Source organism: Actibacterium mucosum KCTC 23349 (assembly GCF_000647975.1).
In the GTDB taxonomy this organism is placed as follows: domain Bacteria; phylum Pseudomonadota; class Alphaproteobacteria; order Rhodobacterales; family Rhodobacteraceae; genus Actibacterium; species Actibacterium mucosum.
The window spans coordinates 122,933-138,514 of sequence record NZ_JFKE01000003.1 but is presented as its reverse complement, the minus strand read 5'-3'; the positions used below and the strand labels follow the sequence as shown (position 1 = coordinate 138,514).

Annotated in this window: 15 protein-coding genes; 6 read left to right on the top strand and 9 right to left on the bottom strand. The window is 58.4% G+C overall.

Annotation, left to right across the window (positions count from 1 at the left end; translation table 11 throughout):
- Nucleotides 1–3 precede the first annotated feature (3 nt).
- Together ACMU_RS07220 and ACMU_RS07215 are read left to right on the top strand one after the other, a co-directional pair.
- Nucleotides 4–951 carry a sugar-binding transcriptional regulator gene (locus ACMU_RS07220; protein ID WP_035257932.1) on the top strand — a complete coding sequence of 316 codons (948 nt, stop codon included), beginning with the start codon at nt 4–6 and terminating at the stop codon, nt 949–951.
- A gap of 48 nt (nt 952–999) precedes the next feature.
- Nucleotides 1,000–3,033 carry a bifunctional aldolase/short-chain dehydrogenase gene (locus ACMU_RS07215; protein ID WP_035257929.1) on the top strand — a complete coding sequence of 678 codons (2,034 nt, stop codon included), beginning with the start codon at nt 1,000–1,002 and terminating at the stop codon, nt 3,031–3,033.
- 3 nt (nt 3,034–3,036) lie between these two features.
- Here the strand turns inward: ACMU_RS07215 and ACMU_RS07210 are convergent, their stop codons facing one another.
- From ACMU_RS07210 to ACMU_RS07200, 3 genes are read right to left on the bottom strand one after another with little or no spacing between them, the layout of a single operon-like run.
- Nucleotides 3,037–3,870 (bottom strand): class II fructose-bisphosphate aldolase, encoded by an 834-nt coding sequence (locus ACMU_RS07210; RefSeq protein ID WP_035257926.1) that lies wholly within the window; start codon nt 3,868–3,870, stop codon nt 3,037–3,039.
- Nucleotides 3,867–4,706, bottom strand: a complete 840-nt coding sequence (locus tag ACMU_RS07205) for a 5-deoxy-glucuronate isomerase (protein ID WP_035257924.1) — start codon at nt 4,704–4,706, stop codon at nt 3,867–3,869. Before ACMU_RS07205 ends, ACMU_RS07210 begins: the two co-directional genes overlap by 4 nt.
- A 9-nt stretch (nt 4,707–4,715) precedes the next feature.
- Complete coding sequence (locus ACMU_RS07200; RefSeq protein WP_236626220.1) at nt 4,716–5,693, bottom strand: PfkB family carbohydrate kinase; 978 nt, start codon at nt 5,691–5,693, stop codon at nt 4,716–4,718.
- A 100-nt stretch (nt 5,694–5,793) separates the two neighbouring features.
- On the opposite strand from ACMU_RS07200, the gene ACMU_RS07195 reads away from it, so the two are divergent.
- The gene (locus tag ACMU_RS07195; RefSeq protein WP_035257922.1) at nt 5,794–6,900 is read left to right on the top strand and encodes a Gfo/Idh/MocA family protein; all 1,107 of its coding nucleotides are present in this window, start codon (nt 5,794–5,796) and stop codon (nt 6,898–6,900) included.
- Nucleotides 6,893–8,032 (top strand): Gfo/Idh/MocA family protein, encoded by a 1,140-nt coding sequence (locus ACMU_RS07190; protein WP_035257920.1) that lies wholly within the window; start codon nt 6,893–6,895, stop codon nt 8,030–8,032. Before ACMU_RS07195 ends, ACMU_RS07190 begins: the two co-directional genes overlap by 8 nt.
- Here the strand turns inward: ACMU_RS07190 and ACMU_RS07185 are convergent.
- Complete coding sequence (locus ACMU_RS07185) at nt 8,015–8,995, bottom strand: LacI family DNA-binding transcriptional regulator (protein ID WP_035257917.1); 981 nt, start codon at nt 8,993–8,995, stop codon at nt 8,015–8,017. The genes ACMU_RS07190 and ACMU_RS07185 overlap by 18 nt on opposite strands.
- 60 nt (nt 8,996–9,055) lie before the next feature.
- The gene (gene purU, locus ACMU_RS07180; RefSeq protein ID WP_035257914.1) at nt 9,056–9,940 is read right to left on the bottom strand and encodes a formyltetrahydrofolate deformylase; all 885 of its coding nucleotides are present in this window, start codon (nt 9,938–9,940) and stop codon (nt 9,056–9,058) included.
- Nucleotides 9,941–10,302: 362 nt separating this feature from the next.
- On the opposite strand from purU, the gene ACMU_RS07175 reads away from it, so the two are divergent.
- A complete protein-coding gene (locus ACMU_RS07175) occupies nt 10,303–10,986 on the top strand; it encodes a sugar transferase (protein ID WP_236626219.1) in 684 nt (227 codons plus the stop codon).
- 295 nt (nt 10,987–11,281) lie between these two features.
- Here the strand turns inward: ACMU_RS07175 and ACMU_RS07170 are convergent, their stop codons facing one another.
- The 3 genes from ACMU_RS07170 to ACMU_RS07160 all read right to left on the bottom strand — a co-directional run bounded on the left by ACMU_RS07170 (nt 11,282) and on the right by ACMU_RS07160 (nt 13,864).
- A complete protein-coding gene (locus ACMU_RS07170; protein WP_051588125.1) occupies nt 11,282–12,796 on the bottom strand; it encodes a caspase family protein in 1,515 nt (504 codons plus the stop codon).
- A gap of 18 nt (nt 12,797–12,814) precedes the next feature.
- On the bottom strand, nt 12,815–13,285 hold the full coding sequence (locus ACMU_RS07165; protein WP_161635640.1) for an OmpA family protein: 471 nt from the start codon (nt 13,283–13,285) through the stop codon (nt 12,815–12,817).
- Between the two features lie 141 nt (nt 13,286–13,426).
- Nucleotides 13,427–13,864 (bottom strand): prepilin peptidase, encoded by a 438-nt coding sequence (locus ACMU_RS07160; protein WP_236626224.1) that lies wholly within the window; start codon nt 13,862–13,864, stop codon nt 13,427–13,429.
- Between ACMU_RS07160 and ACMU_RS19705 the strand changes: the two genes are divergently transcribed.
- Nucleotides 13,800–14,021 carry a hypothetical protein gene (locus ACMU_RS19705; protein ID WP_236626230.1) on the top strand — a complete coding sequence of 74 codons (222 nt, stop codon included), beginning with the start codon at nt 13,800–13,802 and terminating at the stop codon, nt 14,019–14,021. The genes ACMU_RS07160 and ACMU_RS19705 overlap by 65 nt on opposite strands.
- Here the strand turns inward: ACMU_RS19705 and ACMU_RS07155 are convergent.
- A complete protein-coding gene (locus ACMU_RS07155; RefSeq protein ID WP_161635638.1) occupies nt 13,999–15,561 on the bottom strand; it encodes a caspase family protein in 1,563 nt (520 codons plus the stop codon). The genes ACMU_RS19705 and ACMU_RS07155 overlap by 23 nt on opposite strands.
- Nucleotides 15,562–15,582 lie beyond the last annotated feature (21 nt).

Genomic DNA, 15,582 nt, shown 5'->3' with positions numbered 1-15,582 from the left:
CAAATGCCGCAGACGGATGCCGCCAACCTGGAACTGATCACACAGGCCGCCTGGGCCTATTATCAGGATGGCATGAAGCAGTCCGAGATCGCGGCGATGCTAAAGGTTAGCCGGGCGTCGGTTGTGAACTATCTGGCCGAGGCGCGCGCGCGCGGATATGTGCGCGTCACCATGCATCCTGACGTGTTCATGGAGCATCAACTGGGCCGTGAATTGGCCGATGCGTTTAACCTTGAACAAGCTTTGGTGGTGCCAGATGGACCAACCCCCGACAGCTCGCTGCGGCGCGTGGCAAAGGCTGCTGCGGATTGGCTGCCAAAGCTGTTGAGCTCGGGCGACCGGCTAGGCGTGTCGTGGGGGCAAACCGTCTATGAGGTGGCCGAAGTCGCCAGCCGCGCACCCATCGAAGGGTTGACGGTGGTGCAACTGGTTGGCTCGCAGGTCACGCCGTTGGGCTTTGCCGCAGAGACCTGTTCGGCCAACCTCGCGCGCGCGTTTCAGGCCGAATGCGTGAACCTGCACGCACCGCTTGTGTTGTCGACCGCTGACTTGGCTTATCAATTGTCTCGGGAACCGGTGATTGCCCAGCAGCTGCAAGCCGTGCGCCATTGCAATAAGACCATTTTCGCCGCCGGGAGTTGTTCCGAAGACAGCCACGTTGTCGCCTCGGGTGTTGTAACCCAGGATGAATTGCGCGCGTTTCGCAGGAAAGGTGCAGCGGCTGTGATCTGCGGCCGGTTCATCGACGCCGATGGTGCGCCGATCCCGGCCGAGGTGGATGAACGCATGATCGGCGTCACCCTGCCCGAGATGCAGAACAAGGAAACCGGGTTGCTTGTCGCCTCGGGGATTGACCGGGCCGCGCCAGCCCGCGCGGCGATCCTGGGGGGCTATGTCAGCCATTTTGTCACCGACGTTTCTACCGCGCGCGACCTGATGGCGCGGGCCTGAACAATATGATGCACGGCCAAAAGTGCCGGAACAGCAAGGACTTGGACGATGATTGAGAATTGGTACGACGCCGCCAAAGCCGCAGAATGGCGCAGCAATGCAGGCGATGATCCAGCAGATCAGGAACTGGGAGAGCGTGTCTATACCTCGCGCCTGATTGGCCAGAACCCCGACCTTTTGATGCATGGCGGTGGCAATACCTCGGTCAAATTGGAACGGCCTGATATCTTCGGCAATATGCAGCGGGTGTTGCATGTTAAAGGGTCAGGCTGGGACCTGGACGTGATCGAGGCACCGGGATTGCCGGGTGTGTGGCTCGACCCGTTGTTGAAACTGCGGGCGCTGGATGCAATGTCGGACGAGGACATGGTGAACTATCAGCGCTCAAGCCTGCTGAACTCGGCGTCGCCAAACCCGTCAGTGGAAACCTTGCTGCACGCATTCCTGCCGCATAAATACGTTGATCACACTCATGCCACGCCCTTCCTGGTCTTGGCAAACCTGCCAAATGCCGCGGATATCTGTCGCGAAATCTTTGGTGACCGGCTGGGCATTGTGCCCTATATCATGCCGGGTTTCGGGCTGGCCAAAAAGGCCGCGGAGGTTTACGAGCAAAACCCCGATGTCGAAGGGCTTTTGCTGATCCAGCACGGCCATTTTGCCTTTGGCGGCACTGCCAAGGAAAGTTATGACACGATTGTGCGCCATTCCAACGAGGTTGCGGCCTATTTCGGGCTGAACAGTCTTACACCCATCGGTGAACGCGTGCCAGCAGCCGGATTGGACGCCTTGCCTGTTCTGCGCGGTGTGATCGCCGAGGTGACGGCAGACCGCGACGGAGCGATGCCGGTTTTTGATCTGCGCAACGGGCCGGCGACACATGAGTTCATGCTGCGCGACGATATCGAGGCCCTTGCAAAGCGTGGTATGGCCTCGCCCGATCATGTTCTGCGCACCAAGGGTCAGCCGCTGATCCTGCGCAAGGCAGATTTGGTCAGCCGCGACGCGATCAAGGCCAAGGTCGAGGCATTTGCAAACGACTATCGCGCCTATTTTGACCGCCAGGCGCCAAATGCCAACGAGCCCAAAAAGCTGCTGACGCCTGATCCCAAACACGCATGGATCGAAGGGATTGGTCTTGTCGGCATGGGCGGCAATGCCAAGGCGGCCTCGGCCGCGGCGGACTTGGCAGAGCAGAATATCCGCGTGCGTGCCGTTGGCGAGGACGCCGGCGGGTTTTACCCGTTGAACGAAAAAGACCAGTTTGATTGCGAGTACTGGTCGCTGGAACAGGCCAAGATGGGCAAAGGAACGCCACCGCCATTTCAGGGGAAGGTCGTGATGGTGACCGGCGGGGCCGGGGCCATCGGATTGGCGACGGCCAAGGCTTTTGCGGCGAAAGGTGCTAATATCCTGCTGGTTGATATGGACCAAGGTGCACTTGATAAATCGCTGGAAAGCCTTGGGAAGTGGCATGCAACCCACGCTGCGGATATCACAGTTTCGGGTGCCGCCGAGGCCGCGGTGCAAGCCGCGATTGCTGCCTTTGGCGGGCTGGACATTTTGGTGTCGAACGCTGGTTCCGCCACAGGCGGTGCGATGCTGGACCTTGATGATGCGGCGTTCCGCAAGGCGTTCGAGCTAAACTTCTTTGCCCACAAGAATTTTGCGACGACTGCTGCAAAACTTATGCAGACACAGGGGCGTGGGGGGCAAATTCTGTTCAATATTTCCAAACAGGCGATCAATCCGGGTAAGAACATGGGCGCATATGGCACGCCAAAGGCGGCGACCCTGTTCCTTATGCGGCAACTGACGTTGGAACTGGCCGGTTCTGGCATCCGTGTGAACGGCATGAATGCCGACCGTATCCGGTCAGGCTTGTTGACCGACGATTTCATCAAGGAACGCGCTGCCGCGCGCGGTGTCAGCGAGGAAACATATATGGGTGGCAACCTGTTGGGCCGTGAAGTTGAAGCGCGCCACGTCGCCGATGGCTTCGTCAATCTGGCGCTGATGGAGCGGACCACAGGCCATGTGGTGACAGTGGATGGCGGTAACACCGAGGCCGAGTTACGCTGAACTTTAGCGCGCCGGCCCGAGATTGCGCATCACCTTCCGGGCGGCACTGACCAAGGGGTCATGAGTGGCTGACAGGATGTCAATCCGGTCGAAATTCTCAGGGTCTGCAGCCAGTTTTTGCCTAAGGGCTTGCCCAAAGACCTGCCGCAATTCGGTGCCGATGTTGAACTTGCAGACAGGTGTATGGCGGGCCAAGTTCTGTCGCTGATATGCTGGCACACCCGAGCCGCCATGGATCACCAGCGGTACATCCGTTTGTTCGGCGATTTGCGCAAGTTTTTCGGTATTTACGGGGCGCGATTGATCCGGGGACAAATGCGTGTTGCCAACGGAAACCGCCAATGCGTCCACACCAGTCCGTGCTGCAAACTCGGCGGCTTCGTCGGGATCCGTTCCCGTCGAGGCGGCGCCTTCAGCGTAGCCGACAAACCCGATCTCCCCTTCGCACGACGCGCCCAGATCATGGGCCATTTCGGCAATCGCCGCGGTCCGGGCAGCGTTTTCAGCGAAAGGCAGGGCCGAGCCGTCATACATCACCGATGTAAACCCGGCCTCGAGCGCGGCGCGGCATTCTTCGGCCGAGGCGCCGTGATCAAGTAGGGTTACAACGGGAACTTGCGATCGTTCCGCAAGATGGCCGTACATGGCCCCAAGCACGTGCAACGGCGTATGGGCTCGACATCCCGGTCCGATCAGCAGGATGACGGGACAATTTTCCTCCTCGGCCGCGACGACATAGGCGCGCGCGTCTTCCCATCCAAGGCAAACCAAACCTGCAACGGCATAGCCGCCCCGCAGGGCAGGTTGCAGAACGTCGGCCAGCGTGGCGCGCGTCATTTGAACTTGGCGATCATGTCTTTGATGCCCGGTATGGTTTCGATTTGGTCCGCATGACTGGGTTGAAAATGCTGCACGAGGCTGCGTTGTGACAATCCACCCAAAATGGTGAAATAATACATCTCGTATCCCGGCAAAACTGCACAGGGATGGTACCCGCGATCAAGGCAAATCGTCGAACCGTCCACCACGTGATAGGCATCGCCCGGCTGGCCGTCCTCGCGTTGCAGCATTTGCAAGCCCGAGCCGTGTTTGGGCCGAAAGCGAAAGTTATAGGTCTCGTCATGCCGTGTTTCGTCAGGCAGGCGGTCGGTGTCATGCTTGTGGCTGGGAAAGCCTGACCATCCACCGGCGCCTACCGTATAAAGTTCGGACACCAGCAGCCGCCCGACTTTGCCATGTTGCTTTTGCCCCAGTATATGCTTGATTTTCCGGTGGGTTTTTGTGTCGTCAGAACCATATTGAACCAGGTCCAGCTCGTTTGCGCGGACGGTGAAGGGGTCCAGAACCTTGTCATAGCGCGCGCCAGCCACAAAGATTTCCGCCTTGTCGCGCGCGATGATCGTTGTCTCGGCACCGGATGGTACATAGGCCCCTTCGGGCTCGCCATCCCAGACATCGATGCCCCGGCCACCCAGATCGCTTGCGGCAAACCCTTCAACTTCTAGATCTACACTGCCGGTGGCAGGCACGACACAGGTTTCATAGCCCGGCACGCGGTATGTAAATGTTTGCCCGGGTTCCAGGTGGAGAATGTTGAAATAGTTCAAGGGTACCGTGGGGTCATCGACGCCCACGATCGGCCGGTTCTGGTTATTGAAGGGGGGGATATGCATCACAAGCTCCTAACCTGTCTGGGGGCCGGGGTGGGTGGACAGAAACGCGGCCAGTTCCTGCGGGGTCGGCATGGCAGGTGCACATCCCGGCCGGGACACGGTGATTGAAGCGCAGGCTGACCCGCGCAGGATCGCCGACTTCAACGCGTGGCCATCGGCAATTGACGTCAGAAGGCCCGCCAGAAAGCTGTCTCCGGCGCCGGTGGGTTTCATCGCTTCAACGGCGTAGATTCCGGTGCGTATCTCTTCACCCTGCCAGAAGGTCACCGCGCCTTTGGGGCCCATCTTGTAGACGACCAAACGCTCGTTTCGCGCTAAGCCTCGGGCTGATGACAACCCGTCGCCGAGAAACGCAAATTCTTCGTCATTGCCGACGATCACATCACTTTGCTCGGCCGCACGGCTCAGGACGCGGCTGGCCATTTCGGCTGATGGCCAGGAATAGGGGCGATAGTCGATGTCGAAGATGACCGGCAGCCCCGCCTGATGCGCACGCTCCATCGCGTGGAACGCGGCGCTGCGTGAGGGTTCGGCGGCGAAAACCGTGCCAGCGGTGATAAGCCCGCTGAACCGGTCGAAGTCCACGCGCTGAACATCCGATTGATCCATTTGAAAGTCAGCGGCGCCGTTGCGGTAGATGACGCTGCGGTGCCCCTCGACCCGGCTTTCATACAATGCCAGCGAATTTCGGTTCTCTCCGGCAACGGCACGCACATATTCGGCACCCACACCATAACCGACCAGTTGGTCCAGGCAATAACTGCCAATGCCGTCATCAGAAACACAGGTCAAAAGCGACGCCTTACCGCCCAGCTTGCAAATGCCCGCAGCGATGTTTGCCGCCGAACCGCCAAGGCCAAGGTTCACCGTCTGTGCATCCTCCAACGCCACGCCGGGGTCGGTGAACAAGTCGATCCCCGCCCGGCCAACGACCAGGTGTCGGTTGCGTTTGATAGCAGCCCAAAGGTCAATCTTTGTCTGAGACAAGGGCCCCTCCGACGTGGAAAGATGATTGCAGCTTGTGCCTTGATCAGGGTTAGGCTACAAAATTTGCAACCGGTTGCAAGAATTTTCTGGCGGAGGAGACATGGCGGAAATTGGCATCGGGATTGTAGGGGGCGGCTACATGGGCAAGGCGCATGCGGTGGCCATGGCTGCCGTGGGTGCAGTGTTCAACACTTCCCTGCGTCCCCGGCTTGAAATGATCTGCGCCAGCAGTCCAAAATCGGCCGACGCGCATCGTCGAGCATTAGGATTCGCACGGGCAACCGACGATTGGCGAATGCTTGTGGCCGATCCGGCCGTAGAGGCCATCATCATCGCAACACCGCAAGCGCTGCACCGCGAGATCGCCGAGGCCGCATTTGCACTTGGCAAACCGGTCTTTTGCGAAAAACCGATGGGGGCGTCGCTGACCGACGCCAAGGCCATGGTCCGTGCCGCGCAGGGTCATGTGAATATGGTCGGTTATAACTATATCCGCACACCTGCCTCGCAATTCGCACGGCAATTGGTGGCCGAAGGCGTGATCGGTGACGTCACATGGTTTCGGGCCGAACACACCGAAGATTTTCTGGCCGACCCGCAAGCGCCCGCCACATGGCGAACGGACGGCATGGCCAATGGCTGTATCGGTGATCTGGCCCCACATATTTTCAACGCCGCGCTGGGTCTTGTGGGCCCGATCGACCGAGTGATGGCGGAACTTGAGACGGTCCACGTCACCCGCCCGGGTGGCCGTGTGACCAATGACGACCAGGTTCAGATGATGTGCCGGTTCGATAGCGGTGTGATGGGGCATATTTTTGCCAGCCGCGTCGCGACTGGCCGCAAGATGGGTTACGCCTATGAGATCACTGGAACCAAAGGTGCGATCCGCTTTGATCAAGAGGATCAAAACGCGATCTGGCTCTATAAGATGGAGGGGCCCGAGGCGACGCGCGGGTTTGCCAAGATCCTTACGGGGCCCGCACATCCGGATTACGAACCGTTCTGTTTGGGGCCGGGCCATGGCACGGGATACCAGGATCAGATCATCATCGAGGCGCGCGATTTTTTGCGGGCTATCGAAACCGGCGAACCGGTTTGGCCCACGTTTGCTGATGGTCTGGCCGTAGTGGAGGTCGTGGATGCAGCGTTGCGGTCTGCCAGGGCCGGTGCGTGGGTACAGGTTGAAAGGGCAGGACATGGTTAAGTTGAAATGGGGCCTTGTTGGAGGGGGCGAGGGCAGCCAGATAGGCCCGGCCCATCGACTGGGTGCGCAGGCGGACGGGCTTTTCACCCTGACCGCAGGAGCATTGGACCACGATGCAGATCGTGGCCGGGCTTTTGCACAAGATCTGGGAATCGCGTCCGACCGTGCTTATGGCGACTGGGCCGAGATGTTGGCGGCGGAATCCGCGCGCGAAGATCGTGTTGATCTGGTGACTGTAGCCACCCCAAACGCAACCCATTTCGAGATCACCAAGGCTTTTCTGCAGGCCGGTTTTCACGTGCTGTGCGAAAAACCGATGACCATGACGGTGGCCGAGGCCGAGGAAATTGTGCAAACCGTCGCGGAAACCGGCAAGATTTGCGCGGTGAACTATTGCTACTCTGCATATCCGCTTGTGCGCGAGATGCGCCGCATGGTGACGGATGGTGAGATCGGCAAGGTTCGCCTGGTTGTCACCAATTTCAGTCATGGCCATCACGCCGATGCCGCAGACGCCGACAATCCACGCCTGCGTTGGCGATATGATCCGGCGATGGCGGGTGTTTCAGGGCAATTTGCCGATTGCGGCATCCACGCGCTGCACATGGCTGGGTTCATCTGCAACGACCAGGTCACCGCTCTGCAGGCCGACTTTGCCTCGACCGTTGCCAGCCGGACGCTGGAAGACGATGCAATGGTGAATTTCCGGATGCAGGGTGGCACGGTGGGTCGGCTTTGGACGTCGTCGGTTGCGTTGGGGCGGCAACACGGGTTCGACATTCAGGTTTTTGGCGAAACCGGCGGTCTGCGCTGGGCGTCCGAACAACCGAACCAGGTGCTGTATACACCGCTGAACGGCCGAACGCAGATCATTGAAAAGGGTGAAGGCGGCTTGTCGGACGAGGCTGCGCGACTGTCCCGTGTGCCGATTGCCCATCCTGAGGGGTTCCCATTGGCCGTTGCCAATATCTATGTCGACCTGGCCGCTTCAATCCGGGGGCAGCCGCATGGCGCCTTGCCGACGGCCGAAGATGGGCTTCGCTCCATTGCGGCAATCCATCAGGCCGTCATTTCAGCCCGCGATGATGGCGCGTGGGTCGATGCCCGGCCGCCGTCACTTAGGGGCCAGTGACCCGCGTTCGATGATCCTGCAAGGCAGGATTTGCGAATGAGGTGTTTCGCCCGCCAGTAACGCGCAGATGTTGTCCACCGACATCTCCACCACCCGCGCGATGGGTTGGCGGATCGTTGTCAGGTCAAATCCGGGCCAAGCGGCCATCGGCATGTCGTTCAAACCCAACAGCCCGACATCAGCCGGCACGTTCCGACCGGCGGCACGCAGCGCCCCAATTGCTCCTATGGACAATACGTCGTCACCGCAGAAATAGGCCTGTGCCAAGGGACCTTTGCCAATAAGGCGCGCCATTTCCGCGTGCCCGGCCGAATAGGAGTAACTTTCTGCAAAGGACAGGCCCAAATCATCGCCCAGCACATCACGAAACCCGGCGAGTCGGTCTTGGGTCGACGTTGCATCCTCGGGGCCGCCCATGAACCCAATGTCGGTATAACCGCGCGCGCGCAATTCCTCGGCCGCCAATCGCCCCGCTGCGCGGTTGTCAATGCCAACTACCGGCACCGGGGAAACCGTGCCATGGCGCCCAAAGGCATGCACCACCGGCACGCCAGCAGCATGGAAGCTGTCAGCAAAACTGACAGGCAGGGTCGAGGACGCCACGATCACCGCATCTACCGAGTATTGCCGTAGCATGCGCAATGAATGGGTGGGGTCGGTTTCGTCTGACAAGTTCACCAGCAAAGGCCGCAAACCGCGATCCTGCAACATGCGGGTGAACAGGTCGAAAACCTCAAGGAAAACCGGATTGTGAAAATTGTTGCTGACCAACCCGATCAGCTTGGTACGGCCGGTCGTCAGGGACGAGGCCAGAGCATTTGGATGGTACCCCAGCTTTTCGGCGGCTTCGACCACCCGGGCGCGTGTCTTGGCACTGACCGAAGCGCCTTCGGTAAAACAGCGCGATACGGCCGAGCGCGAGACGCCCGCCAACTCCGCCACTTCTTTCAGCGTTACCGCCATGCCCTTGCCCTGAATTGTCGTTCTAATGGCTTAGCACGGGTGAAGGCACAGCGCTAATCCTCAGCCCATGCGCTCGGACGCGAAGGATCCCGGAGAGGCAGGGAAGATCACGGTTTTGTCGCTGTTCAGGAACACGCGGCGGTCGGCATGGGCGTGGATGGCGCGCGCAAGTACCGAGGCCTCGACCTCGCGGCCCAGCGAAACGAAGTCTTCGGGCGACTGCCGGTGGGTAACGCGGACGGTATCTTGCTCAATGATCGGACCCTCGTCCAGATCAGCGGTCACGTAATGCGACGTCGCCCCGATCAGTTTGACGCCCCGCGCGTACGCTTGTTTATACGGGTTCGCGCCCTTGAAGGAGGGTAGGAACGAGTGGTGGATATTGATGATGCGGCCCGACATTTTCTGGCACATTGCGTCCGACAACACCTGCATATAGCGCGCCAGCACCACCAGCTCGGCCCCGGTTTCCTCGACAATCGCCATCTGGGCGGCCTCGGCCTCGGGTTTGTTGTCCTTGGTGACTTTGATGTAGTGGAACGGGATGTCCTGGTTGACCACCGCCTTCTGATAGTCGAGGTGGTTAGAGATCACGCCCACGATCTCGATCGGCAGCGCACCAATGCGCGAGCGGTACAACAGATCGTTCAGGCAATGGCCAAAGCGCGAAACCATGATGATGGTTTTCATCCGGGCGCCTTCTTCAAGAAATTGAAAAGTCATGGCGCGCGCCTTGGCTATGGGCAAAAACGCATCTGTCAAAGATTGTGGTGTTGCGCCGTCGGGGGCCGTGACCGCAATGCGTGCGAAAAAGCGTTCGGTTTCGGCGTCGTCAAACTGTGACGCATCCGTGATGTTGCACCCGTTATCCGCCAAGAATCCCGAGATGGCGGCAACCAGGCCCAGCCCGGTTTTGCACCGAACGGTAAGGACAAGTTTCGTCATGATTGTGAGCCTCCGGCAAGCCACCTGATTCTTTGTGTCCCCCGGAATCGCCAAATCCGGACCAAGAGGCAAGCCCGCAAAGGGTCGATTGTTCACAAAGTGCGTGGAACACCGCGGCGGGTTGCCGCAGTCGGTTTTTTGGACGCTAACATCACTTGTGATTTCTGTTGCAGATTCGCGTGATTTTCTGCGCCTGCGAAGGTGAAACCTGCCCTATTTGCAATCATCCGCTCACGAATTGCCCAAAATTGAACCGGCATCGTTGACAAGGGCTGTCTGGCGCACGTAGACCCTGCTGTAGTTGTTAATTAGCAGTTACGTTCCTATGACAATGTTCCAGCGAATTGCGTAGGTGGGAAATTATGAAAGATATTCTTACTGAGTTTGATGTTGCCGAACCGAGCGTCCAAATTTCTGACGCTCCCGGTACAGGGTTGTATGCAACCGTGGGTAAGCGTGTATTTGACGTTTTCCTGGGTGTTCTTGCCCTTCCGGCGTTGGTGCCCGTTCTGGCGCTGATCTGGGTTTTGATCCGTAAGGACGGCGGCAAAGCTCTGTTCATCCAAGACCGTGTTGGTAAGAACGGAAAAACCTTCCGTTGCTTCAAGTTCCGCACCATGGTCGAAAATGCCGACGAAGTGTTGAAGAAGCTTTGTGACGAAGATCCAGAGGCTGCCGCCGAATGGAACCTGAACCAGAAACTGCAGAATGACCCAAGAATTACACGGGTTGGCAAGGTTCTGCGGGCAACCAGTCTTGATGAGCTGCCGCAGATCTTCAACGTTCTTAAAGGCGACATGAGTTTTGTGGGTCCGCGCCCGTTCATGGTCGAGCAGCAGGATATGTATGTGGAAGCTGGCGGTACGGCTTACTTCAAACTGCGTCCGGGTATCACGGGGACATGGCAGTTGGAAGGACGCGGCAAGACGAGCTTTGTTGCCCGTGTTCGCTTTGACAACGACTACCTTCGCGACCTGACCTTCTTGTCGGACGTGAAGATGGTGCTGAAGACCGTTCTGGTTGTTTTTGACCGCACTGGTCGATAAGAAATTCTTAGCCACCAATCCGAAAGGTCGCGTTCAACGCGGCCTTTTTTGTCTCGATCAGTCATAGCCAGAAACGGCGAAGGCATCGTCGTTAAGGATGGTCGAAACACGGTGTCTCACAACAGGTCAGCACCTGCCTTGTGACATGTGCACCAATCTACTGACAGGGGCGTTCTAAGCAGTTTTTTACCTCTCGCTGCGGTGCATCGCGCAGCAAAAACTGTCGTGTATCGGTCGTAAAAAGAGCGGCACGGAACAGTTCCGTGCCGCTTTCTTCTCAACGGTGTTTGTACGTTTATTGACCGATCCGAGCGCCGAGCCCCTGACCAAGACCGCGGGCAAAGTTGTTTAGCGCGTTGTTAAGCTGCTGGTTCGAGGATGTGGTCTTTTTCTTGGTGCTGCTGCTAGAGCTACTTGACGTGGCGGGGCGCGCAACCACAGCCGTCAGGTGCTGTTGATAGGTTGCTTCGGTCTGGCTGGTCAAAAGCTCCAACTGTAGCTGGTTCATGTATCCCGTGGGGATCAAGCCCTGACTGGCCTGCCAGCCAGAGATACCGGCACGAGATTTGCGGCCCAATGCACCATCTGCACTGCCGACGTTGAACCCGGCCGCATTCAGGCGGGCCTGCAGAACGCGGCGTGCCTGCTTGTCCAGGAATAGCGCGTTTTCGGTCTCTGCCGACGAAGGCATAGCCGCCAACGCAGGTGTCACGGACAGCAGCAAGGGGCCCGATGGCTGCAAGCTGCGTGTCGCGAGGGTGGCCGTGGATTTTTCAAGGGCAGCGGTTTGCGTTTCCTTTGCACTGTTCCGCTCGATCGCGTTCCGGGCCATTGGGGCGAAAACACCATCGGGGAAAGCGTCCAGATAGGATTGGTAGTCTGCGGAATCTCCGGATTTTTGCGCAACTTCAAACATGAATTTCTGCGTTTCCAAAGACGCGGCCAGAGCCGTCGCGGCGGGTTCGGCCTGTGTTGGGGTGGGTGTAACTGTTGTCGTGTCTGCAACAACCGCGGTCACGGGGTTTAGGACCACCGAGCCGGTCAGCGACGCGTTCAGCCACGGGCGTTGACGTTGATTGGTCGAGTTGTAGACCTCGCCGGTTACGCGCGACATCACTTCGGTGAAATCCGTGTTGGCCGCGCCGATATTGTTCAGCAGCGCCGTGGTAAACGGCGAATGCTCTCCTTGGCCGTCCTCGGCAACCGCGCCGGGGCTTGTTGCAAAGGCAATGGCAAGGCCTTCGCCCGCATTGTCCAGACCCATTTCAGCCAATCCGGCGCCAACGCGCATCGACCGGGTGGCGCCAACTGCAGACAATTGGGTGGCCATCGGGTTGTCGCGACATGCATCCAGCAAGACAAGGTTTACACCGTTTCCGTACTTCATCTGATCGGTGATCATGTCGACGGGGACGGTTTCGAAATCGACGGCGGTTGGGTCCGACAGCTGCGCGTCGACCGGAACGATGTAGTTTGTGCCGTTCACGGCAATCCCGTGGCCTGCATAAAAGAACAGGGCAACGTCCGAGCCTTGGGCAAGAGAGGCAAACTCACGCGCTTTGGATCGCATGCCCAGGAAGTCCAGATCGTACCCTTCAACCGTTTCGAACCCCAGCGAACGCAGCTTTGCCGCCATTGCCTTGGCGTCGTTCGATGGGTTTTTCAGTTGTACCGTGTGTTGATAGGCACTGTTGCCAATCAAAAGCGCAACGCGCTTTTCCGCCATGGCCTGACCAGAGATAACAACGATTGCCAGGGAAATGGCCGCGGCCAGCTTTCCGGCTTTCTTAAGGTAAAGTGATGCCAACATGTTTAATGTCCTTTCACGTTACTTGTTCAGTGGGGCCAGGTTGATCAGCTCGATCCGATTGTTCATCGGATGGGCCGCCTGGGCCAGATCAAAAGGTGCACTTGTGCCGTACCCCACAGGGATCAGACGTTCGGTTGGAATGTCATAGAAGACATTCAAATGCTGCGTTATCGTCGTAGCACGTCGCGTTGTCAGAACCTGCGCTCCGGCCAAATTCGCCGGATCATAGGCGTGGCTTCCAACCTGAAAGGGAGCGTCGGCAAGACGCGGGTCTTTCAAGGCTGCTGCAATCGAGCGCAGGGCACGCAAACCCGGTTCCGTCAAGCGGTGCGAATTTCCTTCGAAACTGACAATCAGTTGCGCCTTGGGAAGGTCGAACACTTCGGGGATGGGGGCTTGGCGTTGAATGCCGCGCGTCAGTTCAGCCGTCGCACCCGAGATCACGGGGCCTGTGCGTTCCGGCAGTAAGGATTGAACAATCGTTTCCACCGGCAAGTCCTGAGACGTTGCGGCAAAAGGCACCATCAAAAAAGAAATCGTGGCGCAGAGAGTTAAAAATAGTTTCTTCATAACAATACCCGGACGTGCCTATTGGCACATGATTCTTGAAGTTTCGGCAACGCAACGATGTTAACGCGACAAGGCCCAAACGCAAAATATTCCAAAAAACATGGCGGGCGCGAACGGGGCGAGGGTAGGTGAGGGGCCTCCTGCGAAACGTTGAACAAGCAGTCCCAAGAGATGTGCAGCGGTTGAAACCAAAATGGCCCACGCCAGGTGGATGGGCCCCAGCCACATTCCGGCGGCGGCAATTAGCAACAGATCGCCTTCGCCGATTGGAATGGGTCGGTTGCGGGCGCGCACGGTCACAAGCAATGCAACGATCGCTGCGGACGTGACCACAAACGGAAGCCACTGCGCCCCAGTCAGGAACAGCATTGCGGCCCCTGTCAAAGCAAGCACCGCAGGAACGACATCAGGGATACGCCCGGTTTGATGGTCTATGACTGCGGCCAATGCCAACAAGGCGCTTAATACCGTGCTGAAAACGGCCCAAAGCAGTGACACCGAATACAGCTGTGACGCGGCAAAGCTGCAAACAGCTGCGAAGGCCGCCATGAGGGCAAGCAGCCAACGCGACGATTTTGTTTTGCAAGCCGGCCAAACCGCAAGCGTTCCGCAAAACGCCATCAATGCGGACGTCATCCGTCGCTTTGTGTTGTGAAGAACGAGAAAACGGCCACCGCCACGTCATCGCGCTCGGCAAGAGTTCCGTGCAAGCTGTCCCAAAGCCCGGCCATGTCAGATTGACCATTAAACAAGCGAAGTGTCTGGTCCAGCTCGGGAATTTCGCCTTTTGCTTCAATTGCGATTATTGCGTCTGCTCCAAAAGGCGACGTGACCCCAAGTGGGATGGCCAAAGTGTCCGAGGGCGCGCTGGTCGTTGGGTCGTTGTACTCGGCCAGCGGAAACAAGTGTGTAATTGTCCCGGTTGACGATAGATGCAGCAGCCAGATCTTGTCGCTTTCCCGTCCTCCAATATGGGTAACTACGGTTTCGCCATCCTTATAGGTGCCATTGCCCCCCTGGAACGAGACATCCAGAGGTTGCCCCGGATCGTATTGGCGCAGTTCGTCAAGGATGCGACGTTTGTCCACCATGCGTTGTACGGCGATTGCGGCGTCTGCTGGGTCATCCGGCAAAGTCGCCAGGGTATCCCCAATTGACGAGAACATCGCATCCGATTGCGTATCAATGATGAGTGAGGCGCTTGTTTCGGAGTCAACGCTTTGTGCACCACTTGGAAAGAAAACACCGCTTTGACTGGTCCAGACTTTTTGCGGGGGCAACGCGTCAAAACCCAAGGTAAAGGGGTTGGCGTTGACAACGTTATCGATGGAGGCCACCGCGTCCGCCGAAAGAGACACCGCATGCGTGTCGACATGTCCGGCGGGGCCGACCTGAGGGCGCTGGATGCCGCTGGAAATCGATTTGACCGTTTCCAAGACGTGCACTTCCAACTCGCCTTTTGTCAGAACTCCGTTGCGGTCGGCGTCGGCAAAGCCGCGCATCGCCTCAGCGAAAGCAATCGAAAGAGCCCCACGGATTTCGCCGTCAACCTCCATTTCGGGCGCCAGTTCGCTGTCCGCGACGGCGGACAGAAAAATCGTATTTGCAGCCACCAGATCATCGGGTCGTGTTTTCGGCGGCGGAGGTGGCAGGGGGTCATCGGTAATCTTGTCGCCATCGAAATAGCGGTACCCATGCACATTTCGCACACTACGCATCATGGTGCCGGAATGGCAACTGTCGGCAACAAGGATCATCGTTGCGCCGTCCGGGATCAGGGCCACCAGTTCGGCAACCTCGTCGTCTCGAATGCGGTGCGCTGCTGCCGCGCCCTGTTCTGCAAAGGCCCCCAGAAGGAATGTTTCATCCTGCCCGTCGGTTTCATTGCCAGGATGTGCTTCGGGTTCATGCCAACCGTGCCCGGCATAGGTCACGATCATCGTGTCACCGGGCTGCACCTGCTTGGCCGTTTTGCGCCAGTGATCAAGAATGGCATCGCGCGTCGCGGCGTCGTTCAACAAGGTGGTGACCTGAGCGCCCGGCAAGTCTGACAGGGCGTCCGAGATATCGTTGGCGTCGTTTACCGCCCCTTTGAGCGAACCAATATGTTCATACTCGTCGATACCGATCACCAGCGCGTGCACTTGCGGTTCGCGGGCCTGAACGTCCACCGGCATCAGGCCAAGCGCAGCCATCACGGCCAGATTTGCAAAACA